Raw genomic sequence first — 25,860 nt, 5'->3', positions numbered from 1 at the left:
CGTGGTGCCCGCCACCAGCAGGTGGGGCATCTTGGCCAGATCCGCGATGATCGGTTCGCCGCCGATGTTCTTGCCCAGGCACAGAGCGAGCTTGTGCTTGCTCATCCCGAAATCGGCCGAGGCCAGGAGTTCGCGCAGATAGACGGTCTCGCGGGTGTCGTTGGGCAGCTCGATGCCGATGACGTTGCGACCCGGGACGACGGCGACGCGGGCGGAGACCGCCGACATCGAGCGGGCGATGTCGTCCGAGAGCGAGATCACGCGGCTCGACTTGGTGCCGGGCGCCGGCTCGAGCTCGTAGAGGGTCACGACCGGGCCGGGGCGCACCGCGAGGATGTCGCCGCGCACGCCGAAATCCTGGACCGTCTGCTGGAGGTTGAGGGCGTTCTGCTCCAGCACGTCGGCATCGACCTCCTCCGCGTCGTTCACCGGCGGCTCGGCCAGGAGGTCGAGGGCGGGGTGCTCGTAGTCGGCGTTCTCCACGAAGGACATCGGCACGTGCCGGCCGGCGGGGATGAGGAGCGGGCGCTCGGGCAGGATCGCCCGCGGCATGTGGACGGCCGGGGCCTCCGGCACCGCGACCGCCTCCGCCGCGGCGACGGGCGCCTCGACCGGGGCCGGCTCCTCGACCGGACCGGTCGGCCCGACGGAGACGGACGGCTCGGCCTCCTCGGGGGCGGACAGACCCTTGGGGTTGCGCAGCAGCACCGTTCGCGCCGGGATCGGGGTCGGCACGAAGGCGGGCTCGGCCGCCCGGGGCGAAGGCGCGAAGGGGAGGGGTGCGAAAGGGACCGGCGCGAAGGGCACAGGGGCGAAGGCCGCGACGGGCACGAACGGCATCGCCTCCGGCAGGGCAGGGGAGGGGGCGGGAAGCGGAGCGGCGACCACCGGGGCGGCAGTGCGGCCGGCGCGGATCGCCGCGCGGGCGGCCATGGCGTGGAGCGGGGCCGGACGGACCGGTGCGGCCCCCGGAACCGCGTTGTCCTGGCCCTCGACCGGGCGCGGCGGGCCGAAGGGCTCGAACCGCACGAGGTGTTCCAGGCGATAGGCGGCGCGGGCCGGCGCCTCGACGCCTGCGTCCGCCGGGAGGATGCCGGCCTCGGACGCCACGATTTCAGGAGCCGCCGGCGCCGGCGCCGGCTCGGCCTGGATCGCCGACCAGGCGTCGAGAGCGGCGCCGTCGCGCCCGTCGAACCAGGCATGGACCTCGGACCAGTCCGGCACGTCCGACCAGTCGCGGTCGTCGGGGATCACGGCAGGCTCGACGTGAAGGGTCTCGACCGGAGCGGTCTCTGCGTGAGCGGTGTCTGCGTGAACGGTCTCGGCTTGAACGGTCTCGGGCTCCGGCGCGGGCGCGCCGGCCTCGGTGTCGGGGCGGTTCTGGCGCCGGTCGGGGCTGCGGAAGAAGCGGACGCCGGGGGGCGCGACGAAGGGCTGGCGCCAGAGAGGCTCGGGCACCTGGGCGGCCAGGGCCTCGGCCTCGGCCTGCGCCGCGAGGGCGGCGCGCTCCTGCGCCTCGGCTTCGAAGCGGCGCGCGTCCTCGTCGGCCTGGAGACGCAGGGACTCGGCCTCGGCCTCCGCATGGGCCTGGGCGCGGGCGGCGCGCTCGGCGTCCAGCGCCCGCTGGCGCCGCTCGTGCAGGACCGGATCGGGGGTGCGGGTGTAGCGCACGGCCGGGCCGGCCGGGTCCGGGGCAGCGTAGGCCGGCGCCTCGCCCGCTTCCGCCATGATCGCGGCCGGACGGCGCGGCGTCCGGATCAGCACCCGCGGCGCGGGCGAATCGGCCTCCATCGGGACATCGTCGAACCGGGCCGCGGGGGCGGCGCGGCGCGAGATCATGTCGAGGGTGGCGCGGTCGTCGAAGACCTGGGCGGGCCAGGCCTGGATCGCGGGGGCGGGCCGGAAGGCCAGGCCGACCTCGTTGCGGCCGACCAGGGCCTGCGGGCTCGTCATCCAACTCGGGGCCGGGCGGGTGGCCGCCGCGGTGAAGTCCGGCCGCTGCGGCGGCCCGGCGAGGCGGCGCGCGAGGGTCGCCCGCAGGTTCATCAACCGGTGCGCCAGGGCACCGATCGACAGGCCGAGGCGGTCGCCGCCGCGAACGGGGCGCGAAGGATCACGATGGGAGTAGGGGAGCCGTCCCGATGCGCGCATGATTGGCCGGATGTACTCAAAACGGGTCCGCCGCCGGGAGCGGCGCGGTTCAGCGCTGAGTTAGAGGCATCGTCGTTAACAGACGCTTGATCCGGCCCCGCGACCGGCGCGTGATCGCGCTCACCGAGACCACGGAACCCGCCCTCCGAACCCGGAGCCCCCTCGCCCGCCCCCCTTGCCCAGCCTCCCTGCCCAGCCTCCCTGCCCAGCCTCCCTGCCGAACGCCCTGGCACGGCGCTTAACCCTTGCGCTGGAGGCGGATGGCGGCAGGGGTTAAGGTGCCGCCGCGACCAGCCCGGAGCCCCGCCCCTTGCCCACCCCTTCGGCGACCCTGCCCTCGGCGACCACGCCCGCCCCGGCCGATCCCAGCTTCCGCTCCCTCTACCGGCACGGCTTCGCCCGGGTCGCCGCCTGCACCGGCCGCAGCCACCCGGCCGACCCCGCCCGCAACGCGCAGGGCATCCTCGCCCTCGCCCGGTCCTGCGATCGCGCCGGGGTCGCCGTGGCGGTGTTCCCGGAGCTCTGCGTCTCGGCCTACGCCATCGAGGACCTGTTCCTGCAGGTGACGGTGCTCGATGCGGTCGAGGCGGCCATCGCCCGCATCGTGGCGGAATCGGGTGCGCTCCAGCCCGTCCTCGTCGTGGGCGCGCCCCTGCGCTGGGGCCATCGGCTCTACAATTGCGCGCTCGCCATCCATCGCGGCCGCGTCCTCGGGGTGATTCCGAAGAGCTTCCTGCCGACCTACCGGGAGTTCTACGAGAAGCGCCACTTCGCCTCCGGCGCCCGGATCACGGGCGAGACCATCCGGGTCGCCGGCCTCGAGGCGCCGTTCGGCACCGACCTGCTGTTCGCCGCCGCGGACGTGCCCGACCTCGTCCTCGGCATCGAGATCTGCGAGGACCTCTGGGTCCCCGCCTCCCCCGGCACCGACGCGGTGCTCGCCGGGGCCACCGTGCTCGCCAACCTCTCGGGCAGCCCGATCACGGTGGGCCGGGCGGAATCCCGGGCGATGCTGTCGCGGGCCGCCTCGATGCGCGGCCTCTGCGCCTACGTCTACGCCGCCGCCGGCACCGGCGAATCCACCACCGACCTGTCCTGGGACGGGCAGACCAGCATCGACGAGAACGGCGTGCGGCTCGCCGAGGGTCCGCGCTTCTCGCCCGAACCCGTGATGACCCTGGCCGATATCGACCTCGGCCGCCTCGCCCAGGAGCGGCTCCAGATGGGCAGCTTCGACGATTCGGGCCGCGCCGCGCCGCTCAAGGCCCCCTATCGCCGGGTGGCCTTCCGGCTCGATCCGCCGGCCGGCGACCTCGGGCTGAAGCGGATCGTCGAGCGCTTCCCCTTCGTGCCCGCCGATCCGGCCCGCCTCGCCCAGGATTGCTACGAGGCCTACAACATCCAGGTGGCGGGCCTCGCCCAGCGCCTGGAGGCGACGGGCACGAAAAAGGTCGTCATCGGCGTTTCGGGCGGCCTCGATTCCACCCATGCCCTCATCGTGGCGGCCAAGGCCATGGACCGGCTCGGCCTCCCGCGCGAAAACATCCTGGCCTATACCCTGCCGGGCTTCGCCACCTCGGAGGGTACGAAGGCCAACGCCCACGCGCTGATGACGGCACTCGGCACCACCGCCCGCGAGATCGACATCCGCGAGGCCGCCACCGTGATGCTCAAGGGCATGGACCACCCGTTCGGGCGCGGCGAGCCGGTCTACGACGTCACCTTCGAGAACGTGCAGGCCGGCCTGCGCACCGACTACCTGTTCCGGCTGGCCAACCAGAACGGCGCCATCGTCATCGGCACCGGCGACCTGTCGGAGCTGGCGCTTGGCTGGTGCACCTACGGCGTCGGCGACCAGATGAGCCATTACGGCGTCAATGCCGGCGTGCCCAAGACCCTGATCCAGCACCTGATCCGCTGGGTCATCGGCTCGGGCCAGTTCGCCCCGGACGTCGGCGCCACCCTGCGGGCGATCCTCGACACCGAGATCTCGCCCGAGCTGGTGCCCGTGGCGGCGGGCGAGACCCCGCAGAGCACGCAAGGGGTGATCGGCCCCTACGCACTGCAGGACTTCACCCTGTTCTACACCCTGCGCTACGGCTTCCCGCCCTCGAAGATCGCCTTCCTGGCGCTCCATGCCTGGGGCGATGCGGAGGCCGGAGCCTGGCCGCCGGACTTCCCCGAATCCGAGCGCCGCGCCTACGACCTGCCCGAGATCCGGCGCTGGCTCGCGATCTTCCTGAAGCGTTTCTTCGGCTTCAGCCAGTTCAAGCGCTCGGCCCTGCCCAACGGGCCCAAGGTCTCGGCGGGCGGCGCCCTGTCACCGCGCGGTGACTGGCGCGCGCCCTCCGATGGAAGCGCCGCGCCCTGGCTGGCGGAGCTGGACCGCAACGTTCCGGAGACCTGATCGACACAGTGCTGTCCGATTGCCTGCTTAGGGCGTAGCTTGGGTGGGCGAATCGGAGATTGACCGATGCAGAATTACAACGTTTTCTGCTTCAGGAGCGTCGAGGGCCTGTGCTGCGCCGTGCCGGAGAGCCGCGCCGTACCGCCCTTTCTCGGGAACGGCCGCTGGGCCTTCGGCGGCAAGCTCGCGGCGATCGGCGACGCGCCCGCCGATTTCGACGACCGCGCGGCCGAGACCGCCGTGCGTTTCAACGGCTTCTACCTGTTCCAGACCATGGACAGCCGCTTCCATTGAGGCCTGCGGCGCTTCCATTGAGGCCTGCGGCGCTTCCATTGAGGCCTGCGGCGCTTCCATTGAGGCCTGCGGCGCTTCCATTGAGGCCTGCGGCGCTTCGCACTTGAAGCCTGCGGCTCTGCATGGAGACCTGGGGCACCCGCCCGCGCGCATCGCGGCGAACATTCCTTAAGGGGCGCCGTGCCAGGGTGCGCCGCGTGGGACGCGGAGTCGGAGACCGACCCATGGTGGAGCATCACGGCATGTCGGAGCATCGCAGGGAATCGCGCCTGAGGACCTTCCTCAAGGGGCGGATCATCTTCAACAAGGGCGCCTCGAGCATGGACTGCCTGGTGCGGGACCTGTCGCCGTCCGGCGCCCGGCTCGCCCTGACCGAGACCTCGACGCTGCCCGAGAGCTTCGACCTCTACATTCCGCAGAAGGACCGCACCTACCGGGCCACCCTCTGCTGGCGCCGGGCCGACGGCCTCGGCATCACCTTCGTGGACGAGGCCGCGCCGGCGCCCGTCCCCGTGCCCGCGGCGGCCGCGGACGATGCCGCCGCGATGCTCGCCCTGGTGCGCCGGATCAGCGAACTCGAAGCCGAGAACGCCGCCCTGCGCCGCCTCCTCGCCAGCCCGCCGGTGAGCGGCGCCGCCTGACTCAGCCGGCCGCGAGGGCCGCCCGGATGCGCGCGGCGTGCTCCGCCAGCACCGCCCGGTCCGCCATGCCGCCGGTGTGGCGCTGAAGCGGCACGCCCTCGAAACGGGGCACGATGTGGACGTGGAGATGGAACACCGTCTGCCCGCCCGCCGGCTCGTTGTACTGGAACACCGTGAGGCCCTCGGCCGCGAAGGCGGCCTTCACCGCCCGGGCGACGCGCTGCACCGTCCGCGCCAGCGCCGCGAGGGCGTCCGGGTCTGCGTCGAGGAGGCCGCGCGCCGGGGCCTTGGGAATCACCAGGGTGTGGCCGTCCCCCTGGGGCATCACGTCCATGAAGGCGAGGGTGTCGGCATCCTCGTAGACCCGCTCGGCCGGGATCTCCCCGCGCAGGATCTTCGCGAAGATGTTGTCGGGATCATAGGCGGGCGTTGGGCGCGTCTCGGTCAAGGCAGCCGGCTCCGGTTCTGGCGCGTGCGTTCCGGCGCGCACGATGCACAGGGCGGCGCGCCGCGTCCACCTCGGGCAGGAGCGATCCGGCCCCCCGGCGCGCGCCGCACGAACGCGGCGCCCGAATCATCCGGAGGCGGCGAACCTTCCGGGGCCGCCGCGCGTTGCCAGCGCTTTGTCCCCGATGGCGACGCTTGACCCGCGACGCTCGGTCAGCCGCGCGGCCGATGGCGGTGCCCGCCGGGATCGCGCCCCGCCCCAGAGCCCGAGAGACCCGTCCCGCATGGCCCACGAGAGCACCAGCGCCATCTACACCGCGGCCGGGGCCAACCTCGCCATCGCGGCGGCCAAGTTCGTCGGGGCCTTCCTCACCGGCAGCTCGGCGATGCTGGCCGAGGGCGTCCACTCGGTGGTCGACACCACCAACCAGATCCTGCTCCTCGTCGGCATGAAGCGGTCCCAGCGGCCCGCAACGGCGACGCACCCGTTCGGCTACGGCCGCGAGATCTACTTCTACGCCTTCATCGTCGCGCTGTTCATCTTCCTCGGCGGCGGCGCCTTCGCGGTCTACGAGGGCATCCACAAGCTCCAGCATCCGGAACCCTCGGCGGACGCCGTGGTCTGGGGCTACCCGGTCTCCGGCTTCTGGGTGAACGTCGCCATCCTGGGCTTCTCGGTGATCGCCGAGGGCTATTCCTGCTTCGTGGCCATGCGGGCGTTCTGGGCCGAGAAGGGCAGCCGCCCGCCGCTCGCCGCCATCCGGCGGAGCAAGGATCCGTCCCTGTTCACGGTGCTGGCCGAGGACGTCGCCGCCCTGATGGGCCTCGTGGTGGCGCTCGCCGGCGTGATCCTGGCCCGGATCCTCGACATGCCGGCCCTCGACGGCTGGTCCTCCATCGGCATCGGCCTGATCCTGATCGGGATGGCGGCGTTCCTGATGGTCGAGACCCACGGCCTCCTCATCGGCGAGGCCGCCGATCCCGAACTCGTCGCGGCGATCCGCACGGTGGTGCGCGACGAGGCGGGGGTGCACCACGTCAACACCGTGCTGACCCAGCATCTCGGCCCCTCCGACGTCCTCGTCAACGTCAGCCTCGACATGGACGACGACCTCAGCGCCGGCCAGATCGAGGCCATGGTCGCCCGGGTCGAGGCCCGGCTGAAGGCCCGCAGCCCCGACGTGACGCGGGTGTTCATCGAGGTCCAGGCCCGCGCCGTCCCGGCCCCCGACGCGCTGGGCGCCGCGCCGGCCTCCGCCAACGCCTGAGGGGCGCGTCACCCGGCGCCCGGCCGGGGCCGGGGAGACCGTGCTCGATGCGCGCGTCCGGCTGCACGGCTGCAGCACCTTGAGACCGGCCGCGATGGCGGTGCAGCCGAAATCCCCGAGGGGGTCGTGCACCCGCATCCGTATGGTGGGCTCGCCGTCCACGATCAGCACCGTCCGGCTGCTCGGCGAAGCCGTAGATCATCGACAGGCCGCGGCCCGTGCCCGCGCCGAGCGGCTTCGTGGTGGAGAAGGGTTCGAACGCCCGCGCGACCGCCTCCGGCGGCCTGTCGCGCCCGCGCGCGTCGATGCGGAGATTGCGGAGGGCGGATGCGCACGGCTGGGGCCGGACCTCAGGAGAACCGGTGCGTGACGGAGCGCGCCCGATCGAGGACGCGCCGGAGGGGCGAGGCTCCGACGGGCAAGGCGGGCGGCGCGGCGGGCGGCGGCACGGGGCCCTCGTGCAGCGCGCCACCCCAGGAATAGAAACGGTCCGCGTCCGTTCCGATCATCCCCAGCCCGACGGGGGCCCGCTCGGCAGCGGGGCGGAAGCGGCCCGAGGCCCAGACCCGCTGCCAGCGGTCGCGGATCGTCAGGTCGGCATCCTGGTGACCCGTGACCTCGTTGCCCGCGGCCGCGAGGATGCGGGTGGCCGCGCAGCCGTCCGGGATCCAGACCCAGGCGGCGAAGGTGTAGAGCTTCGTGGGGTCGAAGGCGGCCGGGTCGACGCCCTTCGTGAAGGAGGTCAGCAGGGACGCACGCTCTTTCCCCTGGTGCCGGCGGATCCTGTCCGGGAACGAGACCGGGGCCGCCCGGCCCTCGTGGAGGTCCGCTTCCCGAAGGCCGTGCCGGGCCGCGTAGGCGCTGTCGCAGACCCGCACCCACGGTTCGAGATCGACCGCGAAAGCGCGCTCCCGGGGTGCGAAGCGTCGAACGGTCCCCTCCAGCAGGTGGTCGGACAGCCGTCGCACGGGCGTGGGCTGCCAGCCGGGGCCGTGCTCCACGACGCGCAGGACGGTCGACGGCCCGTGCGCCCAGATGGCCGCCGTCAGCTCCGCGAACGTCGCCTCCGAGTCCTCGGGGCCGAACTTCCGCACCAGGATCTTCGCGCCGCTGGCCAGTTCGGCCAGCATCCGGGTCCGCAGATGGGCGACGCGCCCGTACTCCTTCTCCAGCAGGACCTCCGGATCGATCGCACCGACCGCGTAACCGGTGTTGTTCCAGATCGCGTATCGCCGGCTGGCGCAATAATAGTGTCCCTCCGGCGTTTCGGAGAGGTGCAGGTCCCCGGGCGCTCCGTAGGCCTCGAAGTTCGTCCGGAGCCCGTGGATCAGGGACTCGATCGGCGTGTAGGCGAACCGCAGAAGGCCGGACGGCTCCGCGCCGCTGTAGCGCTGCACGAACCCGAACTCGCAGTTCACCCCGAGGCTGCGGAACTCGCCCAGCCGTTCGACCAGATCGGGGATCGGACCGGCTCCCGCACGGGTGGCCCTGCGCGCTGACGACATGGCCTGCTTCACCAAATCTGTCCCGGTCGCCCGTGGCGGCCGAGGATCATGAAAGGTCCCGACGGGACGGCGTCACGCATTCCATACCCGCGCGACCGAGTTCTCGACGGCCTCCGCGATGGCCCTGTCGAAGACGATCATCTCGGTGGCTTCCCGGACGCCGCGCAGGCGGTCCGCCAGGGCGAGGGTCCGGTCCGAGACCGCCGGCGGGGTCACCGCTTTCGGCTCGACGCCGATGCGGTCGAACAGGGTCGCGGTGAAGGCATCGTAGCGGCTCGCGTGGCCGATGACGTCGATGCGGGCGAGAACCTCGATGGCGACGATCGAGTTTCCGGGACCGAGATTGTCGTCCGGCATCCGGGTCCCGAGTTGGCGCGTCAGCGGATTGTAGAGCAGCCGATAGGCCGGTTCGGGTAGCATCCGCAGGAAGCGCTTGATGCTCTTGGTGTCGGTGAAATCGTACGCGGCCGTGAAGGCGGCGCTCTCGGCCAGGGTCCCGTACCGCCACCGGTTCGCCGGCTCGGCCGCCGATTCCGACCGGCTCTGCAGCCAAAGGAGGCGGGTGGCCATCTCGACGTAGGGATCCGATACGAGCATCGCGGTCATGATACCGCGGTCTGCGAAGAAATGCTCGTAGCGGGGCACGCTGACGCCGCCCGACAGCAGGCAGGACGTGAGGATCCTATCGCCGAGGATGTTGGACAGGGTGTCGTCCGGCAGCTTGTGCAGGTTGAAGTAGGATTGCCGGAAGAACGGGAACAGGGCGGCCTCGAGGCCGACATCCTGCCGGACGCTGGTGTTCAGCAGGATGACCCGTTGCGGGAGGACGCCGTCCTCCGCCAGTCGGCGATAGACCAGCACGTTGGTGTCGGAATCGTAGAGTTCCAGGCGTGGGGTCGTGGCCAGGCCCGGCACCTCCGCGTCCGTCAGCTGGAAGATGCACTGGCCCGTCGAGTGCCAGCCGGCCTTGACGAATTCCTCGTGGCTCTCGCTGGCGGCCACCTCGGCGACGCGTCGACCTTCGATGGATACGACCACGCGGCTGATCGCCAGGGGATTGTCCGGGGCGATCCAGCCCCGAATCGAGTCGCCGGTGTCGTGATTGATCGAGAACCGCATGCGTCCGACTTGGTGGTGGGCCTTGCGGCTGGTGGCCGCGCTCGAGATCCGTCGGCTCGGCTTATAGCGCATTCTCGGCGAAGCGAGCCCCCCGCGCGGCGTCGATGCATGCGGGCAGGAAGCGCCGGCGGCGGACATCCTGGACGAGCCCGTCAGGCGAGCTCGAGTTCGAGGGCGACGTCGGTCAGGTAGTGGGCGATGCGACGGCGTGCCTCCGGGTCGATGCAGGCGACGCTGAAGCCCACCGTCAGGGTCTGGCCTGCGTAGAGGCGCAGGACCGATTCCGCCATCAGGGCGGCCTCGCGCTCCGCCGCCGCGGTCAGGATGCGGCGCCCGTCGCGGGTCTGCAGGGTCACGCGGTAGGTCCGGGCGTTCATCATGGATCGGTCCCTGCGGACGGTGGCGACGACATCGGCGCGACCACGCATGGCGAAAGCAACGGCGGAGACGGCAAGATCGATCCACGCTCATGACCGATCCACGCCGATGCAAAGGTCGAGCCGCCCGCGGTGCCCGCAGTTCGAAAGATGTCGGTGCTGCGAAGACTTGGCCCGGCCGGCCCCATACGGGATCGGCGGGCCGCCCGAGGCGGGCACCGCGCCGGAGAGCCGCCGGAACCCCTTCCGAGACCCCGGCACGACGCATTTCCGGACCGATCCTGCTCCGCGGGGCAGGACCCGCGCCGTTTCGGCCCTGTCGCGCGGCTGCCTGGCGGTGCCCGCCGTATCAGGTGGAGGAGGATGCGGACGGTGTCGACGGGTGCGCCTCCATCCCGAGGGTGCCCATCAGGAAGGCCCGCGCCCGGCTGACGCGGCTCTTCATGGTGCCGACCTGGCAGCCGATCAGCGCCGCGGCGGCCTCGTAGGTCATGCCCTGTGCCGCCACGAGGAGCAGGGCCTCGCGCTGGGCGGCCGGCAGCCGGCCGAGATGCTGCCAGACCCGGCGCAGGTCGCTGCTGGCCTCCTGCGCGGCCGGCGCCACGACCTTCGCGGCCAGGGCGCCGTCCGCGTCCTCGACCTCGCGCTTCCGCTTGCGGCACTCGGTGTAGAACTGATTGCGCAGGATGGTGCAGAGCCAGGCCCTCAGGTTGCTCCCCGGCTCGAAGCGGTGCCGGTTCGCCCACGCCTTCAGCAGCGTCTCCTGCACGAGGTCGTCGGCGGCGGTCGGGGCGATGGCGAGGGACAGCGCGAAGGCGCGCAGGCCCGGCAGCGCCTCGAGCAGCGCGGCGCGGAAATCCACGGCGGCGGGCGGGGGTGCCTCCAGCCGGGCGATCAGGTCGAGCAGGGCCGCCGGCTGCGTCTCGGCGAGCGCCGCGGCGTAGAAGGCCTTGAGTTCCGCCCCGAGATGCGCCCGCACCGCCTCGGGCATCGTCCGGCCAGATCCGGCCCGGCCCGATGCGCGTGCGGTGCCAGCCTCCCCATTCGCCGAGGCCCGTCGCCCGTGTCCTGCCGCCATGCCGATTCTCCAGCTCCCGCGGATCGCGCCGCAAGCCGGGACGATCCGGCAATGCGATCGGGAGTTTCTGGCATACCAAGCCTGAACGCCGGCTAACGAATTCTTCGCCGGATCGTCGAGCGACCGGGTCCGCAGCGGCGGGGCACCGGGCCGGGCCGGCCCCGAACGGGCGAGGGGATGGCTCGGGATGCCTTCGCGCGGCGCGCGGTTCCGGCGGCGCCCCTCGTCGGTTCAGGCGGTTGCCCGGCCTGTCGGACCCCGTCAGGACTTTCCTAACCCTGGCCACCGATCGCGTCCGCCGGCTGGGGACGCCCGCCGGCCGGATCGCGATTCGCCTCCTTCCCGCGCCCCCGCCGCGCTACGGCGCGGGCTCCGCCAGGGCGGACGCGATGGCGGCCTCCAGGGTGTCGGGCTTCGTCGAGGGGGCGTAGCGGGCGATCACCCGCCCGTCGCGCCCGACGAGGAACTTGGTGAAGTTCCACTTGACGGCGCGACTGCCGAGGAGGCCGGGCTTCGCCCTGGTCAGGTGGGCGAAGACCGGGTCGGCCGCAGGGCCGTTCACCGCGACCTTGGCGAGGACGGGGAAGCTGACGTCGTAGGTCAGGCTGCAGAATTGGGCGATCTCGGCCGCATCCCCCGGTTCCTGGGCGCCGAACTGGTTGCAGGGAAAGCCCAGCACCACGAGGCCGTCCGCCCGGTGCTTCCGAGCCAGGGCCTCCAGCCCGGCATATTGCGGCGTGAATCCGCATTTCGAGGCGGTGTTCACGATCAGGATCACCTGGCCCCGGTGCTGGGCCAGCGGATAGGGCGTCCCGTCGGCGGAAAGCGGGGTCAGGTCGTGCAGGGCGTTCATGGCGTCTCGTTTCGCAGGAGCGGGAGGGCACGTGTCGGCCCTCCCCGGCGCCCATCGGGTCAGGCGGCGGTGCGCCGCTCCACGAGGCGGGCGAGGAAGGCCGAGCCCAGCGGGATGATGCTGTCGTCGAAGTCGAAGCTCGCATTGTGCAGGCCGGGGCCGGGCGTCGAGCCGATCCACGCATAGGCGCCGGGCACCCGCGCGACCATGTCGGCGAAATCCTCGCTGCCCATGCGCGGCTTCGACTGGTCGTCGACGCCCTCCGGGCCGAACAGCTCGCGGGCGATGTCGACGGCCGCCGCCGCGTGTTCCGGGCTGTTCATCAGCACCGAGAACACGTCGCGGATGTCGACGTCGATCGTCGCGCCGTAGGCGGTGGCGAGGCCCGCGGCGATCTCGCGGATGCGGGTGGTGATCAGGCTGCGCAGGTCCGCGTCGAAGGTCCGCACGGTCCCGGTGATGTGGGCGCCTTCCGGGATGACGTTGTAGGCCGCGCCGGCGTGGAACTGCGTCACGGAGAGGACCGCGCTCTTGAGCGGGTCGGCGTTGCGCGAGACGATCGACTGGAGCGCCTGGACCAGGGTGGAGCCCACCACGATCGGGTCGATGCCCTGCTGCGGTTGGGCCGCATGGGCGCCGCGCCCGGTGATGCGGATGTCGAAGAAGTCCGCCGCCGCCATGGCCGGTCCGGGACGCAGCTTGATCTTGCCGTGCGGACCGTTGGGCTGGTTGTGGATCGCGTAGATCTCGTCGCAGGGGAATTTCTCGAACAGGCCGTCGGCGATCATCGCGCGGGCGCCGCCCTGGCCCTCCTCGGCCGGCTGGAACACGAACAGGGCGGTGCCGTCGAAGTCCCGGGTCTCGGCGAGGTAGCGTGCCGCCCCCAGCAGCATCGTGGTGTGACCGTCGTGGCCGCAGGCGTGCATCTTGCCCGGCACCGTCGAGCGGTAGGGCAGGTTGGTCTCCTCCTCGATCGGCAGGGCGTCCATGTCGGCGCGCAGGCCGATGCGCCGACCCGAGCCGGTGCGGCCCTCGAGGACGCCCACCACCCCGGTGCCGCCGATGCCGCGATGGACGGCGATGCCATAGCGCGCCAGCTCGTCGGCGACGATGCCGGAGGTGCGGACCTCCTCGAAGCCGAGCTCGGGATGGGCGTGGAAGTCGCGGCGGATCGCGACGAGATCGTCGGCGAAGGTCTTGATGCGGTCGATGGGGCTCACGGATCGTCCTTGGGCTCTCGCGCCCGGTGGCGGGCGGTGCTGGATCGGAGGGGCGTCCTCACCCGGAAGGGTTCGCCTCCGGCGCGGCCCCAGGCAAGTCGGATGCCGGCGCCTCGGATGATTCCGACGAAGATTCCCGGCGGAACGGCGTCAGCGTGTCGAGGACTTCGGCGGCCTCCAGCACGTGTTCGCGCTCGCGCTTCAAGTAATCGGCCACCGCCCGGCGCAGGGCCGGGTCGGCGATGTCGTGGGCTGAGTGCATGAGGACCGGGCGGTAGCCCCGGGCGAGCTTGTGCTCACCCTGCGCGCCCGCCTCGACGCGCTTCAACCCGCGGGCGATGGCGAAGTCGATGGCCTGGTAGTAGCAGACCTCGAAATGCAGGAACGGGTGGTCCTCGACGCAGCCCCAGTTGCGGCCGTAGAGGGCCGCATCCCCGATGAAGTTGATGGCACCGGCGATGGTGCGGCCCTCGCGCCGGGCCATCACCAGCAGCACCCGCTCGGGCATGCGCGCGCCGATGAGCCCGAAGAACGCGCGATTCAGGTAAGGCCGGCCCCACTTGCGCGCGCCGGTATCGGCGTAGAATTCGTAGAACGCGTCCCAGTGGGCGGGGGTCAGGTCGGCCCCGGTGACGTGCTCGATGGTGATGCCGGGCGCCAGGGCGTCGCGGCGCTCGCGCCGGATCGCCTTGCGCTTGCGCGAGGCCAGCGCCCCGAGGAAGTCCTCGAAGGTCGCGTAGCCGGCATTGTCCCAGTGGAACTGCTGGTCGACGCGCTGGAGGAAGCCGAGCGCCCCGGCCTGGGCCCACTCGCGTTCCTGCATGAAGGTGACGTGGATCGAGGAGGCCCGGGTCTCGGCGCGCAGGGCGCGCAGGCCGGCGACGATCGCGGAGGTCGCCTCGTTCACGTCGCCTCCCGGCGCGATCAGGAAGCGCGGGCCGGTGACGGGGGTGAAGGGCACGCTGACCTGGAGCTTCGGGTAGTAGCTGCCCCCCGCCCGCTCGTAGGCGTCGGCCCAGCCATGGTCGAAGACGTACTCGCCCTGGCTGTGGGACTTCAGGTAGCAGGGCGCCACGCCCACGAGGCGGCCCTCGCGCTCCACGGCCACGTGCAGGGGCAGCCAGCCGGTCTTGCGCGAGACGCAGCCCGAATCCTCCAGGGCGGACAGGAAGGCGTGCGAGGTGAAGGGGTTGTGGGTCTCGTCGCCCCCCGCGAGGGTCTCGGCCGAGGTGGCACAGGCATCCCATTCGGCCGCGGCGATCCCGGCCAGCCCCGGCACCGCCCGCACCTGCAGGTCCGTCACGGTCTCGGCCGAAGCGCCGGATCCGCCGCCGGGCCGATGTGTCTCGCCGGGATTCATCATCGCCGGGCAATCTAGTCCCGCAGGGGAGGCGGGCCAAGGGCGGCGCAGGGCCGCCGCCGTCGCAGGGCGTCTCACGGCAGGATCCGCAATCGCGGAATGCGGAGCTTGCCCCGGGGCGGAGGTGTGCCCACACCCGTGCGGAACTTGCCTTCCACAACGGGGCAACGATGGGACTCATGAACCTGCATGTCGGGCACACGCAGCCGCCGCGCACGCCGCCCGACGATTTCGCCCACGATGCCCTGATCGAGATGGCCAATCTCGACGAGCAGGATACGAACGTTCCCGGCACGATCTTCGTGTCGACGGCGCTCGGCGCGCGCGGCCCGCACGCGAAGTGGTATCCCGACCGCGCGGGACGGACCCTGCCCTGCCTGATCGTCTCGATCGGCCCCGACCCGCAGGTCCGCGACGATTTCCTGGCGTCGCATGTTTCGCGGGTCGCGCTTCCGCGCGTCACGGAATGAGTGCGCCTCAACCACGTTGCACTGCTCGATTTCTGGGCCGATGGCGCGTCGTGGAACCGCCGTGAGGTCGCGGCGTTTCTCAATGCCCTCAGACCCGTCGAGCCGTAGGATCCGAGGCCTGCCCTAGGGGCAAAACCCCTCGAACACCATCTGGTCGGCATGGGTGTCCGCGTGGCGGCGCTGGTCCGGGTTGCGCACGGTCCAGGTCATCACGGGACGTTGCCCGAGGAGCCGGCACAGGACGGTGGCCGCGCAGGGCAGGTCGTCCACCCGCCAGGACAGGAAGTCCGGCCGGGTCTCGTCGAAGTGCAGAAGGTCGGGGAGGGCGCGTCGCAGGCTCGGGGGCAGCGTCGCGTAGGCCGGGTCATCCTGGTGCGTCTCGGCGACGATGCCGCGCGGGCATCCGGGCGCCAGCGTCCGCAGGGCCGCGACGACGTGCGGGTCGAAGGATTTCAGCGCCACCGGCCCGTCATAGGCGACCGCGAGGGCGGCGACGCGCTCGGCGAGCCGCAGGTCGCCGGTGTAGCGCGACTTCACCTCGATCACGAGGGGCGTGCGGCCGCCGATCCGGGCCAGGAACCCCGGCAGGGTCGGGATGCGCTCGGCGCTCCCCGCCACCGCCAGTTCGGCGAGGGCGGCGGCGGACCACGCGCCGACCGCGTCCCCGGCCGTGGTCAGGCGGCCCAGGGTCTCGTCGTGGAACACCATCGCCTCGCCGTCGGCGCTGAGTTGCACGTCGCATTCGATGGCGTAGCCGCCCCGGATCGCCGCCTCGGCGGCCGCGAGCGTGTTCTCGGGCACGCCGCCCGCCCGGTCGTGCAGGCCACGATGGGCGATGGGGCGGGCGGTGAGCCAGTCGGGGGCGTTCAGGCTCATTTGACCTCGAACATCGCCTCGACCTCGACGGCCGCGTCGAGGGGCAGTTCGGCCACGCCGACGGTGGAGCGGGCGTGGCGGCCGCGGTCGCCCAGGACCTCGACCATGAGGTCGGAAGCGCCGTTCATGATGCCGGCGAGCCCCGCGAAGGTCGGGACCGCGTTGATGAAGCCGCCGAGGCGGATGCACTGCACGACGCCGCGATCGAGATCGCCCACCGCCGCCTGCACCTGGGCCAGCACGTTGAGGGCGCAGAGCCGGGCGGCGGCGATGCCGTCCTCGGCCGAGACCTCGGCCCCGAGCTTGCCCGTGTGCGCGGCGGCGATTCGGCCGTCGGCGCCGAAGCAGATCTGCCCGGAGATCACCACGAGGTTGCCGCTGCGCACGAAGGGGACGTAGTTCGCGACCGGGGCCGCCGCCTTGGGCAGGGTCAGGCCGAGGGCCTGGAGACGTTCCGTGACGGTGCTCATGCTGCGTCGTTCCTCTGGCTTTGCGGTCGCGGTTCGTCCGGCCGGCGTGACGCGGCTCTGAGCACTTCCGCGCACAGGGCGCAAGGCGGGCCGCGCATCGCGCGCGCAACAGCCTAATTGGCAGGCATGTCAGGGATGTGAACCCTGTCTGTCGTTGACAGAATTGGGCATTTCTCTAGTAATCGCGCGCGTGCCGCCCCGTCCGAGGCGGCACTTTCATTTGGTGCGGTCGCGTCTCTCGCGTGCCCGCGAGAGACACGGGAAGACGGGATCGTGACATCCGCCCTTCTGCCGACCTATGCCCGGGCCCCCATCGCCTTCGAGCGCGGCGAGGGCGCATGGCTCGAGGCGCGCGGCGGCGAGCGATACCTCGACTTCGGCGCCGGCATCGCGGTGAACGCCCTGGGCCACGCCCACCCGCATCTCGTCCAGGCCCTGACCGCGCAGGCGCAGAAGCTCTGGCACACCTCGAACCTGTTCGAGATCCCGGACGGCGAGCGGCTGGGCCGTCGCCTCGTGGACGCGACCTTCGCGGACGTGGCCTTCTTCGCCAACTCGGGCGCCGAGGCCAACGAGGCCGCCATCAAGATGGCGCGCAAGTACCACGCCGCCGACGGCCACCCGGAGCGCTTCCGGATCATCACCGTCGAGGGCGCCTTCCACGGCCGGACCCTGGCCACCATCGCGGCCGGCGGTCAGCAGAAGTACATCGAGGGCTTCGGCCCGAAGGTGGACGGATTCGACCAGGTGCCCTTCGGCGACCACGAGGCCCTGCGGGCCGCCATCGGGCCGGAGACGGCCGCGATCCTGATCGAGCCGATCCAGGGGGAGGGCGGCGTGCGCCCGGTGCCGCCGCAATGCCTGCGGGGCCTGCGCGAGCTCTGCGACGCGCACGGCATCCTGCTCATCATGGACGAGGTCCAGACCGGGGTCGGGCGCACGGGCAAGCTGTTCGCGCACGAGTGGGCCGGGGCGGCCCCCGACATCATGAGCGCGGCCAAGGGAATCGGCGGCGGCTTCCCCCTCGGCGTCTGCCTCGCCACGGCGGAGGCCGCGCGCGGCATGACCGCGGGCAGCCACGGCACCACCTTCGGCGGCAACCCGCTGGCCATGGCGGTGGGCAACGCCGTCCTCGACGTGATCCTGGCCGAGGGGTTCCTCGACCACGTCCAGCGCATGGGCATCATCCTGAAGCAGCGCCTCGCCGCCCTGCAGGACCGGCACCCCGGCGTCATCGCCGACATCCGCGGCGAGGGCCTGATGCTCGGTCTCAAGCTCCACGTGCTCAACACCGAGTTCGCCGCCGCCGCCCGCGATGCCCACCTGCTGGTGATTCCGGCGGGCGACAACGTGGTGCGCCTGCTGCCGCCGCTGATCATCACGGAGGCCGACGTGGCGGAGGCGGTCACCCGCCTCGACACGGCGGCCGGCCGGCTCGGAACGCGCCTGCGCGGCGCGGCCGAGTAGCCGGACGGCCGTCCCCACGCCCGGCCGCGACGCCGGATCTGCCCGGACCGGGCCAACCTCGACCGGAACCGCCCGAACCGGGACCACGCACACGAAGAACGGACCGATGACCACGATACTGAACGGGACCGGCGACGGCACCCGCCACTTCCTCGACCTCAAGGATTTCTCCGCCGGTGAGCTGCGCACGGTGCTGGACGCCGCCGCCCGCATCAAGGCGCGCCGCCGCAAGGGCGAGCTGGCCGAGGACCGCCCCCTCATCGGCAAGACCCTGGCGATGGTGTTCGACCGGCCCTCGACCCGCACCCGCGTGTCCTTCGACGTCGGCATGCGCGAGCTCGGCGGCGAGACCCTGATGCTGACCGGCAGCGAGATGCAGCTCGGCCGGGGCGAGACCGTGGGCGACACCGCCCGGGTGCTCTCGCGCTACGTCGACGCGATCATGATCCGCATCCTCGACCACGGCCTGATGCTGGAGCTGGCGGAGTACGCCACCGTGCCGGTGATCAACGCGCTGACCAAGGTCTCGCATCCCTGCCAGATCATGGCCGACCTCCTGACCTTCGAGGAGCATCGCGGGCCGATCCGGGGCCGCACCGTGGCCTGGTCGGGGGACGCCAACAACGTGCTCGCCTCCTGGGTGCACGCCGCGGCGCGCTTCGACTTCACCCTGAACATCGCGGCCCCGCCGGAATTGTCGACGCCCCGGCCGCTCCTCGACTGGGCGACGGCGCAGGGCGCCACCGTCAACGTCACCACCGACGCCTACGAGGCGGTGGACGGGGCGGACGCGGTGGTCACCGATTGCTGGGTCTCCATGGGCGACGAGGACGACCAGCACCGGCACAACCTGCTCGTGCCCTACCGGGTCGATGGCCGCCTGATGGCGGCCGCGGCCAAGGACGCGATCTTCATGCACTGCCTGCCGGCCCATCGCGGCGAGGAGGTCACCGCCGAGGTGATCGACGGGCCGCAATCGGTGATCTTCGACGAGGCCGAGAACCGCCTTCATGCCCAGAAGGGCATCCTCGCCTGGTGCCTGCACGCCCACGGGCTCTGAGGGCCGCCCCCTGCGCGCCGTGCCGGGTCGACAGCCCGGGTCGGCGCGCAGAAGTTGCATGACGCAGTGCAACAAAATGTCGTCCGCCCGGTTCTGTGACCGTGACGCGCCTCAGCGTCCCGAGAGCCAGGAAGGAAGCCGGATGTCCCCGATTCACGTCGCCCGCAGCGCCGGCGCCACCCACCGGGGAACCGCGTTCACCGAGGCCGAGCGGCGCGCGCGCGGCCTCGAAGGGCTCCTGCCCACGGCGGTCGAGACCCTGGAGCGCCAGGTCGAGCGCGTGCTCGGCCACCTCGACGCCAAGCCCACCGACCTCGAGCGCTACATCTACCTTCAGGAACTCAGCGTCCGGAACGAGACGCTGTTCTTCGCCACGCTGATGTCGGACCCGGCCCGGTTCGTGCCGGTCGTGTACGACCCCACCATCGCGGATACCTGCCTCACCTACGGCCACATCTACCGCGAGCCGCAGGGCATGTACCTCAACCGGCACATGGCGGAGCGCTTCGCCGAGATCCTCCGCAACTGGCCCACCCGGGACGTGCGCTTCATCTGCGTCTCATCGGGCGGACGCATCCTCGGCCTCGGCGACATCGGCGCGAACGGCGCGCCGATCCCGATCGGCAAGCTCCAGCTCTACACGGCCTGCGCGGGGGTGCCGCCGGGATGCCTGCTGCCGGTCCACCTCGACCTCGGCACCACCAACGCCGCCCTGCGGGCCGATGCGCTCTATACCGGCCTTCGCGAGGCACCGCCCGAACCGGACGCGGTGGACGCCGTCGTGGACGCGTTCATGGCGGCGGCCAACGCGGTGTTCCCGGGCGTCTGCGTGCACTTCGAGGATTGGAAGGGCGACGACGCGATCCGACTCCTCGCCCGCTACAAGGACCGCTACCTCGTCTACAACGACGACATCCAGGGGACGGCGGGCGTCGCCCTCGCGGGGCTCGCCACCGCCCTGCAGATCAAGGGGGAGACGCTGGCCGATCAGCGGATCCTCTTCGCCGGCGCGGGCTCGGCCGGCATCGGCATCGCCGGCCTGATCGTCGAGGCCATGGTGCGGGAGGGCGCGGATGCCGACACGGCCCGGAGCCGCATCGCGATGTTCGACGTCGATGGGCTCATCGCGGCCGGGCGCGACGACCTCAACCCCTCGCAGCGGCCCTACGCCCACGACTGGACGCCGACCCGGGACCTCGCCGAGGCGGTCGCGCAGGTCAAGCCCACCGTCCTCGTCGGCGTCTCCACCGTCGGCGGCCTCTTCACCGAATCGGTGGTGAAGGCCATGGCGGGCCTCTGTGCGCAGCCGGTCATCTTCCCGCTCTCCAACCCCACGGACAACGCCGAGTGCACGCCGGAACAGGCCTATGCCTGGACGGGCGGCCGGGCGCTCGTCGCCTGCGGCGTCCAGTTTCCGGAGGTCGCGATCGAAGGCCGGACCCTCCATCCGGGGCAGGCGAACAACGTCTACATCTTCCCCGCCATCGGCCTCGCCGTCTATGCGACCCGGCCCAGCCGCATCGACGACGCGCTGTTCATCGCCGCCGCATACGGCACGGCCGATCAGGTCAGCCGGGCCGACCGCGACCGGGGCATGCTGTTCCCGCGCCAGACCCAGATCCTGGAGACGGAACTGACCACCGCGACGCGCGTGGCCGAGGCCATCTTCGACGCGGGACAGGCGACCGTCGCGCGCCCGGCCGACATCCGCGCCTTCCTCAAGGGTCTGCGCTACAGGCCGCGCTACGAGGCCGAGCCGGGCTGAGGCCGTCGGCGGATCGGGGCAGGCGGAAAATCCGGAGAGGGCCGCCGATCGTCACGGAGGCGCTTCGGGACGCGGGAAGGGCGTGCGAAACCGGCCGATACACGCCATATAGGGTCGGCGGACGGCCCGAGCGCGGACGGGCCCGCGTCCTGCCTCCCTTCCGCATGCCGCGTGTCCGAGCGGCGGTGACGGCTCCCCGCGGCCGGTTCCGGTCATCCCCCGCCGGGGAGATCGGGCCGGGTCCGTGGAGCCGCCGTGCCGCGCGACGGGCGCCGGACAGGGAAGAGGCCCCCGTCTCTCATCCGTCGAACCCGCGCGGAGTCAGCATGAGCACCGGACAGACCCCCACCGGACAGATGTCCGCCCAGCGCGAGACCCCCGTCGCCATCGAGGGCGACGACGACGTGGTGCTGCCCTTCGCCGTCGAGGCGCTGGACGTGCGCGGCCGGGTGGTCCGCCTCGGCCCCGCCGTCGACACCATCCTGCGCCGCCACGGCTATCCCGACGCGGTGGCGCGCCTCCTCGGGGAGGCCGCGGCCCTCACCGTGCTCCTCGGCTCGTCCCTGAAGTTCGAGGGCCGCTTCCAGCTCCAGACCAAGACCGACGGCCCGGTCGAGATGGTGGTCGTCGACTTCGAGGCGCCCGACCGCCTGCGCGCCACCGCGCGCTTCGACACGGCGCGGGTGGAGGCCCTCGGCGTCGGGCCGCTGCAGGACCAGGACCTGATCGGGCAGGGCCACCTCGCCATGACCATCGACCAGGGCCCGGCCAGCAGCCGCTACCAGGGCGTCGTCGCCCTGGAGGGCCAGAGCCTGGAGGAGGCGGCGCACCAGTATTTCCGCCAGTCCGAGCAGATCCCGACCCAGGTCCGCCTCGCGGTGGCCGAGCAATATGCCGGCGGCGCCCGGACCTACCGGGCCGGCGGCCTGCTGGTGCAGTTCCTGCCGCAATCCATCGACCGGGCGCGCCTCGCCGACCTGCCCCCGGGCGACATCCCCGAGGGTCACGTGCACCTCGACGCGAACGGCGTGCCCGAGGACGATGCCTGGGTCGAGGCGCGCAGCCTCGTCTCCACCATCGAGGACCACGAGCTCGTCGACCCGGAGGTCTCGGCCGAGCGCCTGCTCTACCGCCTGTTCCACGAGCGCGGCGTGCGGGTGTTCGAGGCGCAGGGCGTGCGCGAGCAGTGCCGCTGCTCGCCCGAGCGCGTGATGGGCATGATCACCTCGTTCTCGCCCCAGGAGCGCCGGGACATGATCGCCGATGACGGTCGCATCGGCATCACCTGCGAGTTCTGCTCGCGGCGCTACGACCTCGATCCGGCGGCGGTGGAAGCCGAAGTGGCGGCTCAGTCCGGAAACTGACGACGATGCTGCCGCAGCAGGTGTCGCGGCAGCATCGCCAAGCTTGACTGTCGTAGAGTACAAGACGCTGCAAGTGATCGCCCTTGCAGCCGAGGTTTGTATTTGAACCGTTTCTGAGGTTTCGACGTTTGGGGTTCCTCAAGAGTGCTCAACAAGAGCTCAGGAGGAACGTCGATGAAGACATTCGTGGTTGGCAAGAATCTCGTCGTTGGCTTGACCGCCCTGCTGATGACGACCTCGGCCTACGCCCAGGGTGCGGGCCAGGCCGGCGGCAGCGAGGCGGGGGGCCGCGGCGGTTCGGCCGCGCGCAGCCAGGGCGGCACCGACGGGATTTCGGGCGGAAGCGCCGCGGGCAATGCCGGGACCCGCGGCGAGACGGGCGGCCGGGCCGAGGCCGGCGGACGCCGCGAGGGGGGGCGCATGGAGACCGGCGGCCGCGGCGACACGGCGGCCCGGGATACCCAGGGCCGGGAATCCCAGAGTAGGGAATTCCAGGGCAGGGATTCGCAGTCCCGCGGCACCGACCGGGGTGACCGCGACGGCGCGCGCGGCGACCGGGCCACCCGGACCTCGTCCCGGGACGACCGGGTCAGCGGCCGCGAGCCGCGCGAGCGCGTCTCGGTCGACACCCGCAGCGAATCCCGCCGCGAGCGTTTCGAGGGCGGGCGCCGCTCCGGCCGCTTCGTCGTCATCGGCGGCCAGCGCGTGGTCTACGGCTCGCCGGAATACCGTCGCCTCGTCACCATCGAACACCGCGGCGGCGACCGCGTGGTCGAGCGCTCGCGCCGGCGCTACGTGACCATCCGGGGTCAGCGCGTCCTCTACGGCTCGCCCCGGTACCGTCGCCTCGTCAGCATCGAGGAGACGACCACCCGCCGTCCCGGCACCCGCTTCGTGGTCGTGCGCGGCCAGCGCGTGGTCTACGGCTCGCCCGAGTACCGCCGCCTGACGGTGACCGAGCGCCGTGGCGGCACCGTCGGTGCCCGCTTCGAGGAGCGGAGTTTCCGGGGCAAGGCCGTCTCGTCCCGCACCGACGAGCGGCGTGACACCCGGCAGGAGACCACGCGAAACGTCCGCGCGAACCAGGAGACGTCGCGCGACGGCATCCGCAACGCCGATCCCCGCCGGCAGGGCGGCCGCGACGGCGCCTCGGCCGAGCGGGACACGAACCGCGGCCGCGGGACGGAGGGCTCGGGCATCCGCAACGCGGCCGACCGGTCGGGCGGCGCCGAGCGCGGCACCATGAACACCGGCGGCCGGACCGGCGGCCCCGAGCGCGGCATGAATGCCGGCGCGCAGGACGGCAAGAACGGCAGCAAGAACGGCAGCATGAGCGGTGGCGGTGCCGGCGAGCGCACGGGCGGGCAGGGCGGCGCGGGCCGCAACTGAACGCAGAACGTGGCGCCGGGCCTCGTCGCAGAGGTCCGGCGCTGCGCCATGTCCGGACACGCCGCCGGGCTTCAGGCCTTCAGGACCGGATCGGAGATGTCGCCGCCGCCCCGGCGGGCGAGGTAGGCCGGCTGGAACAGGCACATCCGCACCGCGTCGCGGTACTTGCCGTTGACGAAGAACTCGTCCTTCAGGATGCCCTCGGGCTCGAAACCGCAGCGCTCGTAGATCCGCACCGCGCGGGCATTGTCCTTGTCGACATGCAGGTAGAGCTTGTGGATGTTCAGGACGCTGAAGGCGTAGTCCATGGCGATGCGCGTGGCGCGCGGGGCATAGCCCTGGCCCTGGAAGGCCGGGTGGATCGCGATCTGGAATTCACAGCGTCGGTGCAGGTGGTTGATCTCCACGAGCTCGACGAGGCCGGCGGGCGCGCCCTCCGAATTGGCGATGATGAAGCGCCGCTCGGTCTGGTTGTGGATGTTGCGCTCGTAGAGCTGCGCCAGTTCGGCGAAGGACTCGTAGGCCTCCTCGAACCAGTAGCGCATGATGCTGTCGTTGTTGTTGAGCTGATGCACGAACATCAGGTCCTCGCGCTCCAGCGGGCGCAGCTTCACCGGCCCGTCCGCCGCGATGGTGCGGGGCGTGAAGACGGTCATGATCCGAAGGCCCTCATGGCGCCACGCATTCGGCGATGAGGCGGTCCATGAAGGCCTCACCGGCGCGCAGCGCCGCCAGGGTGATGTACTCGTCCGGCTGATGGGCCTGGTCGATGGAGCCGGGGCCGCAGACCACGGTGGGGATGCCGGCGACCTGGAAGCGCCCGGCCTCGGTGGCGTAGGGCACCGAGATCGTGTGGTTGCGCTCCGCCACCCGGAGCGCCAGCCGCTCGGCCGCCGAGCCGGGCTCGGGCGCGAGGCCCGGCACCGAGACCTCCTCCAGCGTCTCGATCCGCCCGTAATCGCCGTAGCGGTTGAGCCGGTCGCGCAGCACCGTGCGCACCTTGGCCTCGAACAGGGCCGGGATCTCGCCCATGTCGAGGTCGGGCAGGCCGCGGAACTCCCAGTGGAAGGTGCAGACCTTGGGCAGGATGTTGCGGGCCGTGCCGCCCGCGATGGTGCCCACATGCACGGTGGTGGCGGGCGGGTCGAAACGCCCCGAGGCATCGCCCCGGGCGATCATCGCGTCGGCGATCCGGTTCAGCTCCGCGACGAGGTCGGCCGCCGCCATCACGGCGTTGGCGCCGAGCATGGGTTTCGCCGAATGCGCCTCGTGCCCGTGCACGGTCGTGAGGTAGGTGACGATGCTCTTGTGCGCGTCGGCCACCTCCAGGTCGGTGGGCTCGCCGACGATGACGGCGGCCGGGCGCGGCAGGTCGGCCCCGAAGCGCGCGATGGTGTCGGTCACGCCCAGGCAGGTGGTCTCCTCGTCGTAGGACAGGAGGATGTGGATCGGGCGCTTGAGGTCGGCGGCGCGAAAGCGCGGGATCGCCGCGAGCGCCAGGGCGCAGAAGCCCTTCATGTCGACGGCGCCGCGCCCGTAGGCGCGCCCGTCCGCCACCCGCAGGGTGAAGGGGTCTGTGCTCCAGGCCTGGCCCGTCACCGGCACCACGTCGGTATGGCCCGAGAGCACGACGCCGCCGTCGACCATCGGGCCGATGGTCGCGAACAGGGCCGCCTTGTCGCCGGTCGCGTTGGGCACCCGGACGAAGGGCACGCCGAGACCGTCGAGGGAGGCCGCCACGCTGTCGACGAGCGCGAGATTCGATTTCGCGCTCTCGGTGTCGAAGGCCACGAGCCGCGCCAGCCAGTCGAGGGTCTCCGGGCGCGGGCCTTCGGACATGATCCTAGTGCACGCTGCGGCGGACGTGGGGCGAATCGAGGGAGAAGGCCGGGATCTCCGCCTCGAAGCTCTCGCCGCCATGGGTCGCCATGGTGTAGCTGCCGGCCATCAGGCCGTCCGGCGTGGTGAGGGGGCATCCGCTCGTGTAGCTGAACGATTCGCCCGGCTCGAGCACCGGCTGCTTGCCGACGACGCCGGCGCCGCGGACCTCCTGCGTCTCGCCGCGCCCGTCGACGATGCGCCAGTGGCGGGAGCGCAGCTGCACCTGCTCGGGACCGTTGTTCACGATCTCGACCGTGTAGGCGAAGAAGTAGCGGCTCTCGGCCGGCGACGATTCTTCCTCGACGAAGCGTGGCATCACGGTCACGCTGATTCCGCGCGTCTGAGCCTTGTACATCCCCGTCATGCCTCCCTGGCCGGACCTGAACCCCGAGCGCGCT

At 71.9% G+C, this 25,860-nt stretch carries 24 protein-coding genes; 10 read left to right on the top strand and 14 right to left on the bottom strand.

Annotated elements, in window-relative coordinates:
• Positions 1-2,151, bottom strand: a 2,151-nt coding sequence (locus ACLBWX_RS11010; RefSeq protein WP_447677100.1) for a DNA translocase FtsK, incomplete at its 3' end; no start/stop codon positions are given.
• 310 nt (positions 2,152-2,461) lie between these two features.
• On the opposite strand from ACLBWX_RS11010, the gene ACLBWX_RS11005 reads away from it, so the two are divergent.
• From ACLBWX_RS11005 to ACLBWX_RS10995, 3 genes are all read left to right on the top strand, one after another.
• Positions 2,462-4,558 carry an NAD(+) synthase gene (locus ACLBWX_RS11005; protein ID WP_447677099.1) on the top strand — a complete coding sequence of 699 codons (2,097 nt, stop codon included), beginning with the start codon at positions 2,462-2,464 and terminating at the stop codon, positions 4,556-4,558.
• Between the two features lie 66 nt (positions 4,559-4,624).
• Entirely contained in the window at positions 4,625-4,852 is a 228-nt protein-coding gene (locus ACLBWX_RS11000) for a hypothetical protein (protein ID WP_447677098.1), read from the top strand.
• Positions 4,853-5,094: 242 nt separating this feature from the next.
• Positions 5,095-5,493: a PilZ domain-containing protein gene (locus ACLBWX_RS10995; protein ID WP_447677112.1), complete on the top strand. Its 399-nt coding sequence runs from the start codon at positions 5,095-5,097 to the stop codon at positions 5,491-5,493.
• Position 5,494: 1 nt separating this feature from the next.
• On the opposite strand, the gene ACLBWX_RS10990 is transcribed toward ACLBWX_RS10995, so the two are convergent.
• On the bottom strand, positions 5,495-5,941 hold the full coding sequence (locus ACLBWX_RS10990; protein WP_447677097.1) for an HIT domain-containing protein: 447 nt from the start codon (positions 5,939-5,941) through the stop codon (positions 5,495-5,497).
• 283 nt (positions 5,942-6,224) lie between these two features.
• Here ACLBWX_RS10990 and ACLBWX_RS10985 point away from each other — a divergent pair, with 283 nt between their 5' ends.
• Positions 6,225-7,208: a cation diffusion facilitator family transporter gene (locus tag ACLBWX_RS10985; RefSeq protein ID WP_447677096.1), complete on the top strand. Its 984-nt coding sequence runs from the start codon at positions 6,225-6,227 to the stop codon at positions 7,206-7,208.
• 350 nt (positions 7,209-7,558) lie between these two features.
• Here ACLBWX_RS10985 and ACLBWX_RS10980 read toward each other — a convergent pair whose 3' ends face one another.
• The 7 genes from ACLBWX_RS10980 to ACLBWX_RS10950 all read right to left on the bottom strand — a co-directional run bounded on the left by ACLBWX_RS10980 (position 7,559) and on the right by ACLBWX_RS10950 (position 14,723).
• Entirely contained in the window at positions 7,559-8,713 is a 1,155-nt protein-coding gene (locus ACLBWX_RS10980) for a hypothetical protein (protein ID WP_447677095.1), read from the bottom strand.
• A gap of 72 nt (positions 8,714-8,785) precedes the next feature.
• On the bottom strand, positions 8,786-9,832 hold the full coding sequence (locus tag ACLBWX_RS10975; protein WP_447677094.1) for a hypothetical protein: 1,047 nt from the start codon (positions 9,830-9,832) through the stop codon (positions 8,786-8,788).
• Between the two features lie 152 nt (positions 9,833-9,984).
• Positions 9,985-10,212, bottom strand: a complete 228-nt coding sequence (locus ACLBWX_RS10970; protein WP_447677093.1) for a hypothetical protein — start codon at positions 10,210-10,212, stop codon at positions 9,985-9,987.
• Between the two features lie 346 nt (positions 10,213-10,558).
• The gene (locus ACLBWX_RS10965) at positions 10,559-11,200 is read right to left on the bottom strand and encodes a sigma-70 family RNA polymerase sigma factor (protein ID WP_447677092.1); all 642 of its coding nucleotides are present in this window, start codon (positions 11,198-11,200) and stop codon (positions 10,559-10,561) included.
• Between the two features lie 445 nt (positions 11,201-11,645).
• Positions 11,646-12,140 carry a glutathione peroxidase gene (locus ACLBWX_RS10960; protein WP_447677091.1) on the bottom strand — a complete coding sequence of 165 codons (495 nt, stop codon included), beginning with the start codon at positions 12,138-12,140 and terminating at the stop codon, positions 11,646-11,648.
• Positions 12,141-12,199: 59 nt separating this feature from the next.
• Entirely contained in the window at positions 12,200-13,360 is a 1,161-nt protein-coding gene (locus ACLBWX_RS10955) for a M20 aminoacylase family protein (RefSeq protein ID WP_447677090.1), read from the bottom strand.
• A 58-nt stretch (positions 13,361-13,418) separates the two neighbouring features.
• The gene (locus tag ACLBWX_RS10950; RefSeq protein ID WP_447677089.1) at positions 13,419-14,723 is read right to left on the bottom strand and encodes a GNAT family N-acetyltransferase; all 1,305 of its coding nucleotides are present in this window, start codon (positions 14,721-14,723) and stop codon (positions 13,419-13,421) included.
• A gap of 176 nt (positions 14,724-14,899) precedes the next feature.
• Between ACLBWX_RS10950 and ACLBWX_RS10945 the strand changes: the two genes are divergently transcribed.
• On the top strand, positions 14,900-15,190 hold the full coding sequence (locus tag ACLBWX_RS10945; protein ID WP_447677088.1) for a hypothetical protein: 291 nt from the start codon (positions 14,900-14,902) through the stop codon (positions 15,188-15,190).
• 123 nt (positions 15,191-15,313) lie between these two features.
• Here ACLBWX_RS10945 and ACLBWX_RS10940 read toward each other — a convergent pair whose 3' ends face one another.
• Together ACLBWX_RS10940 and ACLBWX_RS10935 are read right to left on the bottom strand one after the other, a co-directional pair.
• Positions 15,314-16,066, bottom strand: coding sequence for a glycerophosphodiester phosphodiesterase family protein (locus ACLBWX_RS10940; protein WP_447677087.1), 753 nt, complete (start codon positions 16,064-16,066; stop codon positions 15,314-15,316).
• A complete protein-coding gene (locus tag ACLBWX_RS10935; RefSeq protein ID WP_447677086.1) occupies positions 16,063-16,536 on the bottom strand; it encodes a RidA family protein in 474 nt (157 codons plus the stop codon). Before ACLBWX_RS10935 ends, ACLBWX_RS10940 begins: the two co-directional genes overlap by 4 nt.
• A 273-nt stretch (positions 16,537-16,809) precedes the next feature.
• On the opposite strand from ACLBWX_RS10935, the gene ACLBWX_RS10930 reads away from it, so the two are divergent.
• The 5 genes from ACLBWX_RS10930 to ACLBWX_RS10910 all read left to right on the top strand — a co-directional run bounded on the left by ACLBWX_RS10930 (position 16,810) and on the right by ACLBWX_RS10910 (position 23,581).
• Complete coding sequence (locus ACLBWX_RS10930; RefSeq protein ID WP_447677085.1) at positions 16,810-18,003, top strand: acetylornithine transaminase; 1,194 nt, start codon at positions 16,810-16,812, stop codon at positions 18,001-18,003.
• A gap of 106 nt (positions 18,004-18,109) precedes the next feature.
• Positions 18,110-19,063 (top strand): ornithine carbamoyltransferase, encoded by a 954-nt coding sequence (argF, locus tag ACLBWX_RS10925; RefSeq protein ID WP_447677084.1) that lies wholly within the window; start codon positions 18,110-18,112, stop codon positions 19,061-19,063.
• A 142-nt stretch (positions 19,064-19,205) separates the two neighbouring features.
• Positions 19,206-20,828 carry an NAD-dependent malic enzyme gene (locus ACLBWX_RS10920; RefSeq protein WP_447677083.1) on the top strand — a complete coding sequence of 541 codons (1,623 nt, stop codon included), beginning with the start codon at positions 19,206-19,208 and terminating at the stop codon, positions 20,826-20,828.
• A 326-nt stretch (positions 20,829-21,154) separates the two neighbouring features.
• Positions 21,155-22,192 carry an Hsp33 family molecular chaperone gene (locus tag ACLBWX_RS10915; protein WP_447677082.1) on the top strand — a complete coding sequence of 346 codons (1,038 nt, stop codon included), beginning with the start codon at positions 21,155-21,157 and terminating at the stop codon, positions 22,190-22,192.
• A 174-nt stretch (positions 22,193-22,366) separates the two neighbouring features.
• Entirely contained in the window at positions 22,367-23,581 is a 1,215-nt protein-coding gene (locus ACLBWX_RS10910; protein ID WP_447677081.1) for a hypothetical protein, read from the top strand.
• A 71-nt stretch (positions 23,582-23,652) separates the two neighbouring features.
• On the opposite strand, the gene speG is transcribed toward ACLBWX_RS10910, so the two are convergent.
• From speG to apaG, 3 genes are read right to left on the bottom strand one after another with little or no spacing between them, the layout of a single operon-like run.
• A complete protein-coding gene (gene speG, locus ACLBWX_RS10905; RefSeq protein WP_447677080.1) occupies positions 23,653-24,237 on the bottom strand; it encodes a spermidine N1-acetyltransferase in 585 nt (194 codons plus the stop codon).
• 13 nt (positions 24,238-24,250) lie between these two features.
• Complete coding sequence (gene argE / locus ACLBWX_RS10900) at positions 24,251-25,420, bottom strand: acetylornithine deacetylase (protein WP_447677079.1); 1,170 nt, start codon at positions 25,418-25,420, stop codon at positions 24,251-24,253.
• 4 nt (positions 25,421-25,424) lie between these two features.
• Positions 25,425-25,817: a Co2+/Mg2+ efflux protein ApaG gene (gene apaG / locus ACLBWX_RS10895; protein ID WP_055950877.1), complete on the bottom strand. Its 393-nt coding sequence runs from the start codon at positions 25,815-25,817 to the stop codon at positions 25,425-25,427.
• Positions 25,818-25,860 lie beyond the last annotated feature (43 nt).

The organism is Methylobacterium sp. M6A4_1b (assembly GCF_053345175.1).
Note: the sequence above shows the minus strand (reverse complement) of the source record. Positions and strands in the feature narration are given on the sequence as shown.

What these genes read in the sequence shown, in the direction of transcription:
- ACLBWX_RS10965 (WP_447677092.1), bottom strand. Translation starts at nt 11,200, where the DNA reads ATGCCCGAGGCGGTGCGGGCGCATCTCGGGGCGGAACTCAAGGCCTTC.
- ACLBWX_RS10950 (WP_447677089.1), bottom strand. Translation starts at nt 14,723, where the DNA reads ATGATGAATCCCGGCGAGACACATCGGCCCGGCGGCGGATCCGGCGCT.
- ACLBWX_RS10985 (WP_447677096.1), top strand. Translation starts at nt 6,225, where the DNA reads ATGGCCCACGAGAGCACCAGCGCCATCTACACCGCGGCCGGGGCCAAC.
- ACLBWX_RS10960 (WP_447677091.1), bottom strand. Translation starts at nt 12,140, where the DNA reads ATGAACGCCCTGCACGACCTGACCCCGCTTTCCGCCGACGGGACGCCC.
- ACLBWX_RS10920 (WP_447677083.1), top strand. Translation starts at nt 19,206, where the DNA reads ATGTCCCCGATTCACGTCGCCCGCAGCGCCGGCGCCACCCACCGGGGA.
- argF (WP_447677084.1), top strand. Translation starts at nt 18,110, where the DNA reads ATGACCACGATACTGAACGGGACCGGCGACGGCACCCGCCACTTCCTC.
- ACLBWX_RS10995 (WP_447677112.1), top strand. Translation starts at nt 5,095, where the DNA reads ATGTCGGAGCATCGCAGGGAATCGCGCCTGAGGACCTTCCTCAAGGGG.
- ACLBWX_RS10945 (WP_447677088.1), top strand. Translation starts at nt 14,900, where the DNA reads ATGAACCTGCATGTCGGGCACACGCAGCCGCCGCGCACGCCGCCCGAC.
- ACLBWX_RS11000 (WP_447677098.1), top strand. Translation starts at nt 4,625, where the DNA reads ATGCAGAATTACAACGTTTTCTGCTTCAGGAGCGTCGAGGGCCTGTGC.
- ACLBWX_RS10980 (WP_447677095.1), bottom strand. Translation starts at nt 8,713, where the DNA reads ATGTCGTCAGCGCGCAGGGCCACCCGTGCGGGAGCCGGTCCGATCCCC.
- ACLBWX_RS10935 (WP_447677086.1), bottom strand. Translation starts at nt 16,536, where the DNA reads ATGAGCACCGTCACGGAACGTCTCCAGGCCCTCGGCCTGACCCTGCCC.
- ACLBWX_RS10975 (WP_447677094.1), bottom strand. Translation starts at nt 9,832, where the DNA reads ATGCGGTTCTCGATCAATCACGACACCGGCGACTCGATTCGGGGCTGG.
- ACLBWX_RS10915 (WP_447677082.1), top strand. Translation starts at nt 21,155, where the DNA reads ATGAGCACCGGACAGACCCCCACCGGACAGATGTCCGCCCAGCGCGAG.
- speG (WP_447677080.1), bottom strand. Translation starts at nt 24,237, where the DNA reads ATGACCGTCTTCACGCCCCGCACCATCGCGGCGGACGGGCCGGTGAAG.
- ACLBWX_RS10970 (WP_447677093.1), bottom strand. Translation starts at nt 10,212, where the DNA reads ATGATGAACGCCCGGACCTACCGCGTGACCCTGCAGACCCGCGACGGG.
- argE (WP_447677079.1), bottom strand. Translation starts at nt 25,420, where the DNA reads ATGTCCGAAGGCCCGCGCCCGGAGACCCTCGACTGGCTGGCGCGGCTC.
- ACLBWX_RS10910 (WP_447677081.1), top strand. Translation starts at nt 22,367, where the DNA reads ATGAAGACATTCGTGGTTGGCAAGAATCTCGTCGTTGGCTTGACCGCC.
- ACLBWX_RS10940 (WP_447677087.1), bottom strand. Translation starts at nt 16,066, where the DNA reads ATGAGCCTGAACGCCCCCGACTGGCTCACCGCCCGCCCCATCGCCCAT.
- apaG (WP_055950877.1), bottom strand. Translation starts at nt 25,817, where the DNA reads ATGTACAAGGCTCAGACGCGCGGAATCAGCGTGACCGTGATGCCACGC.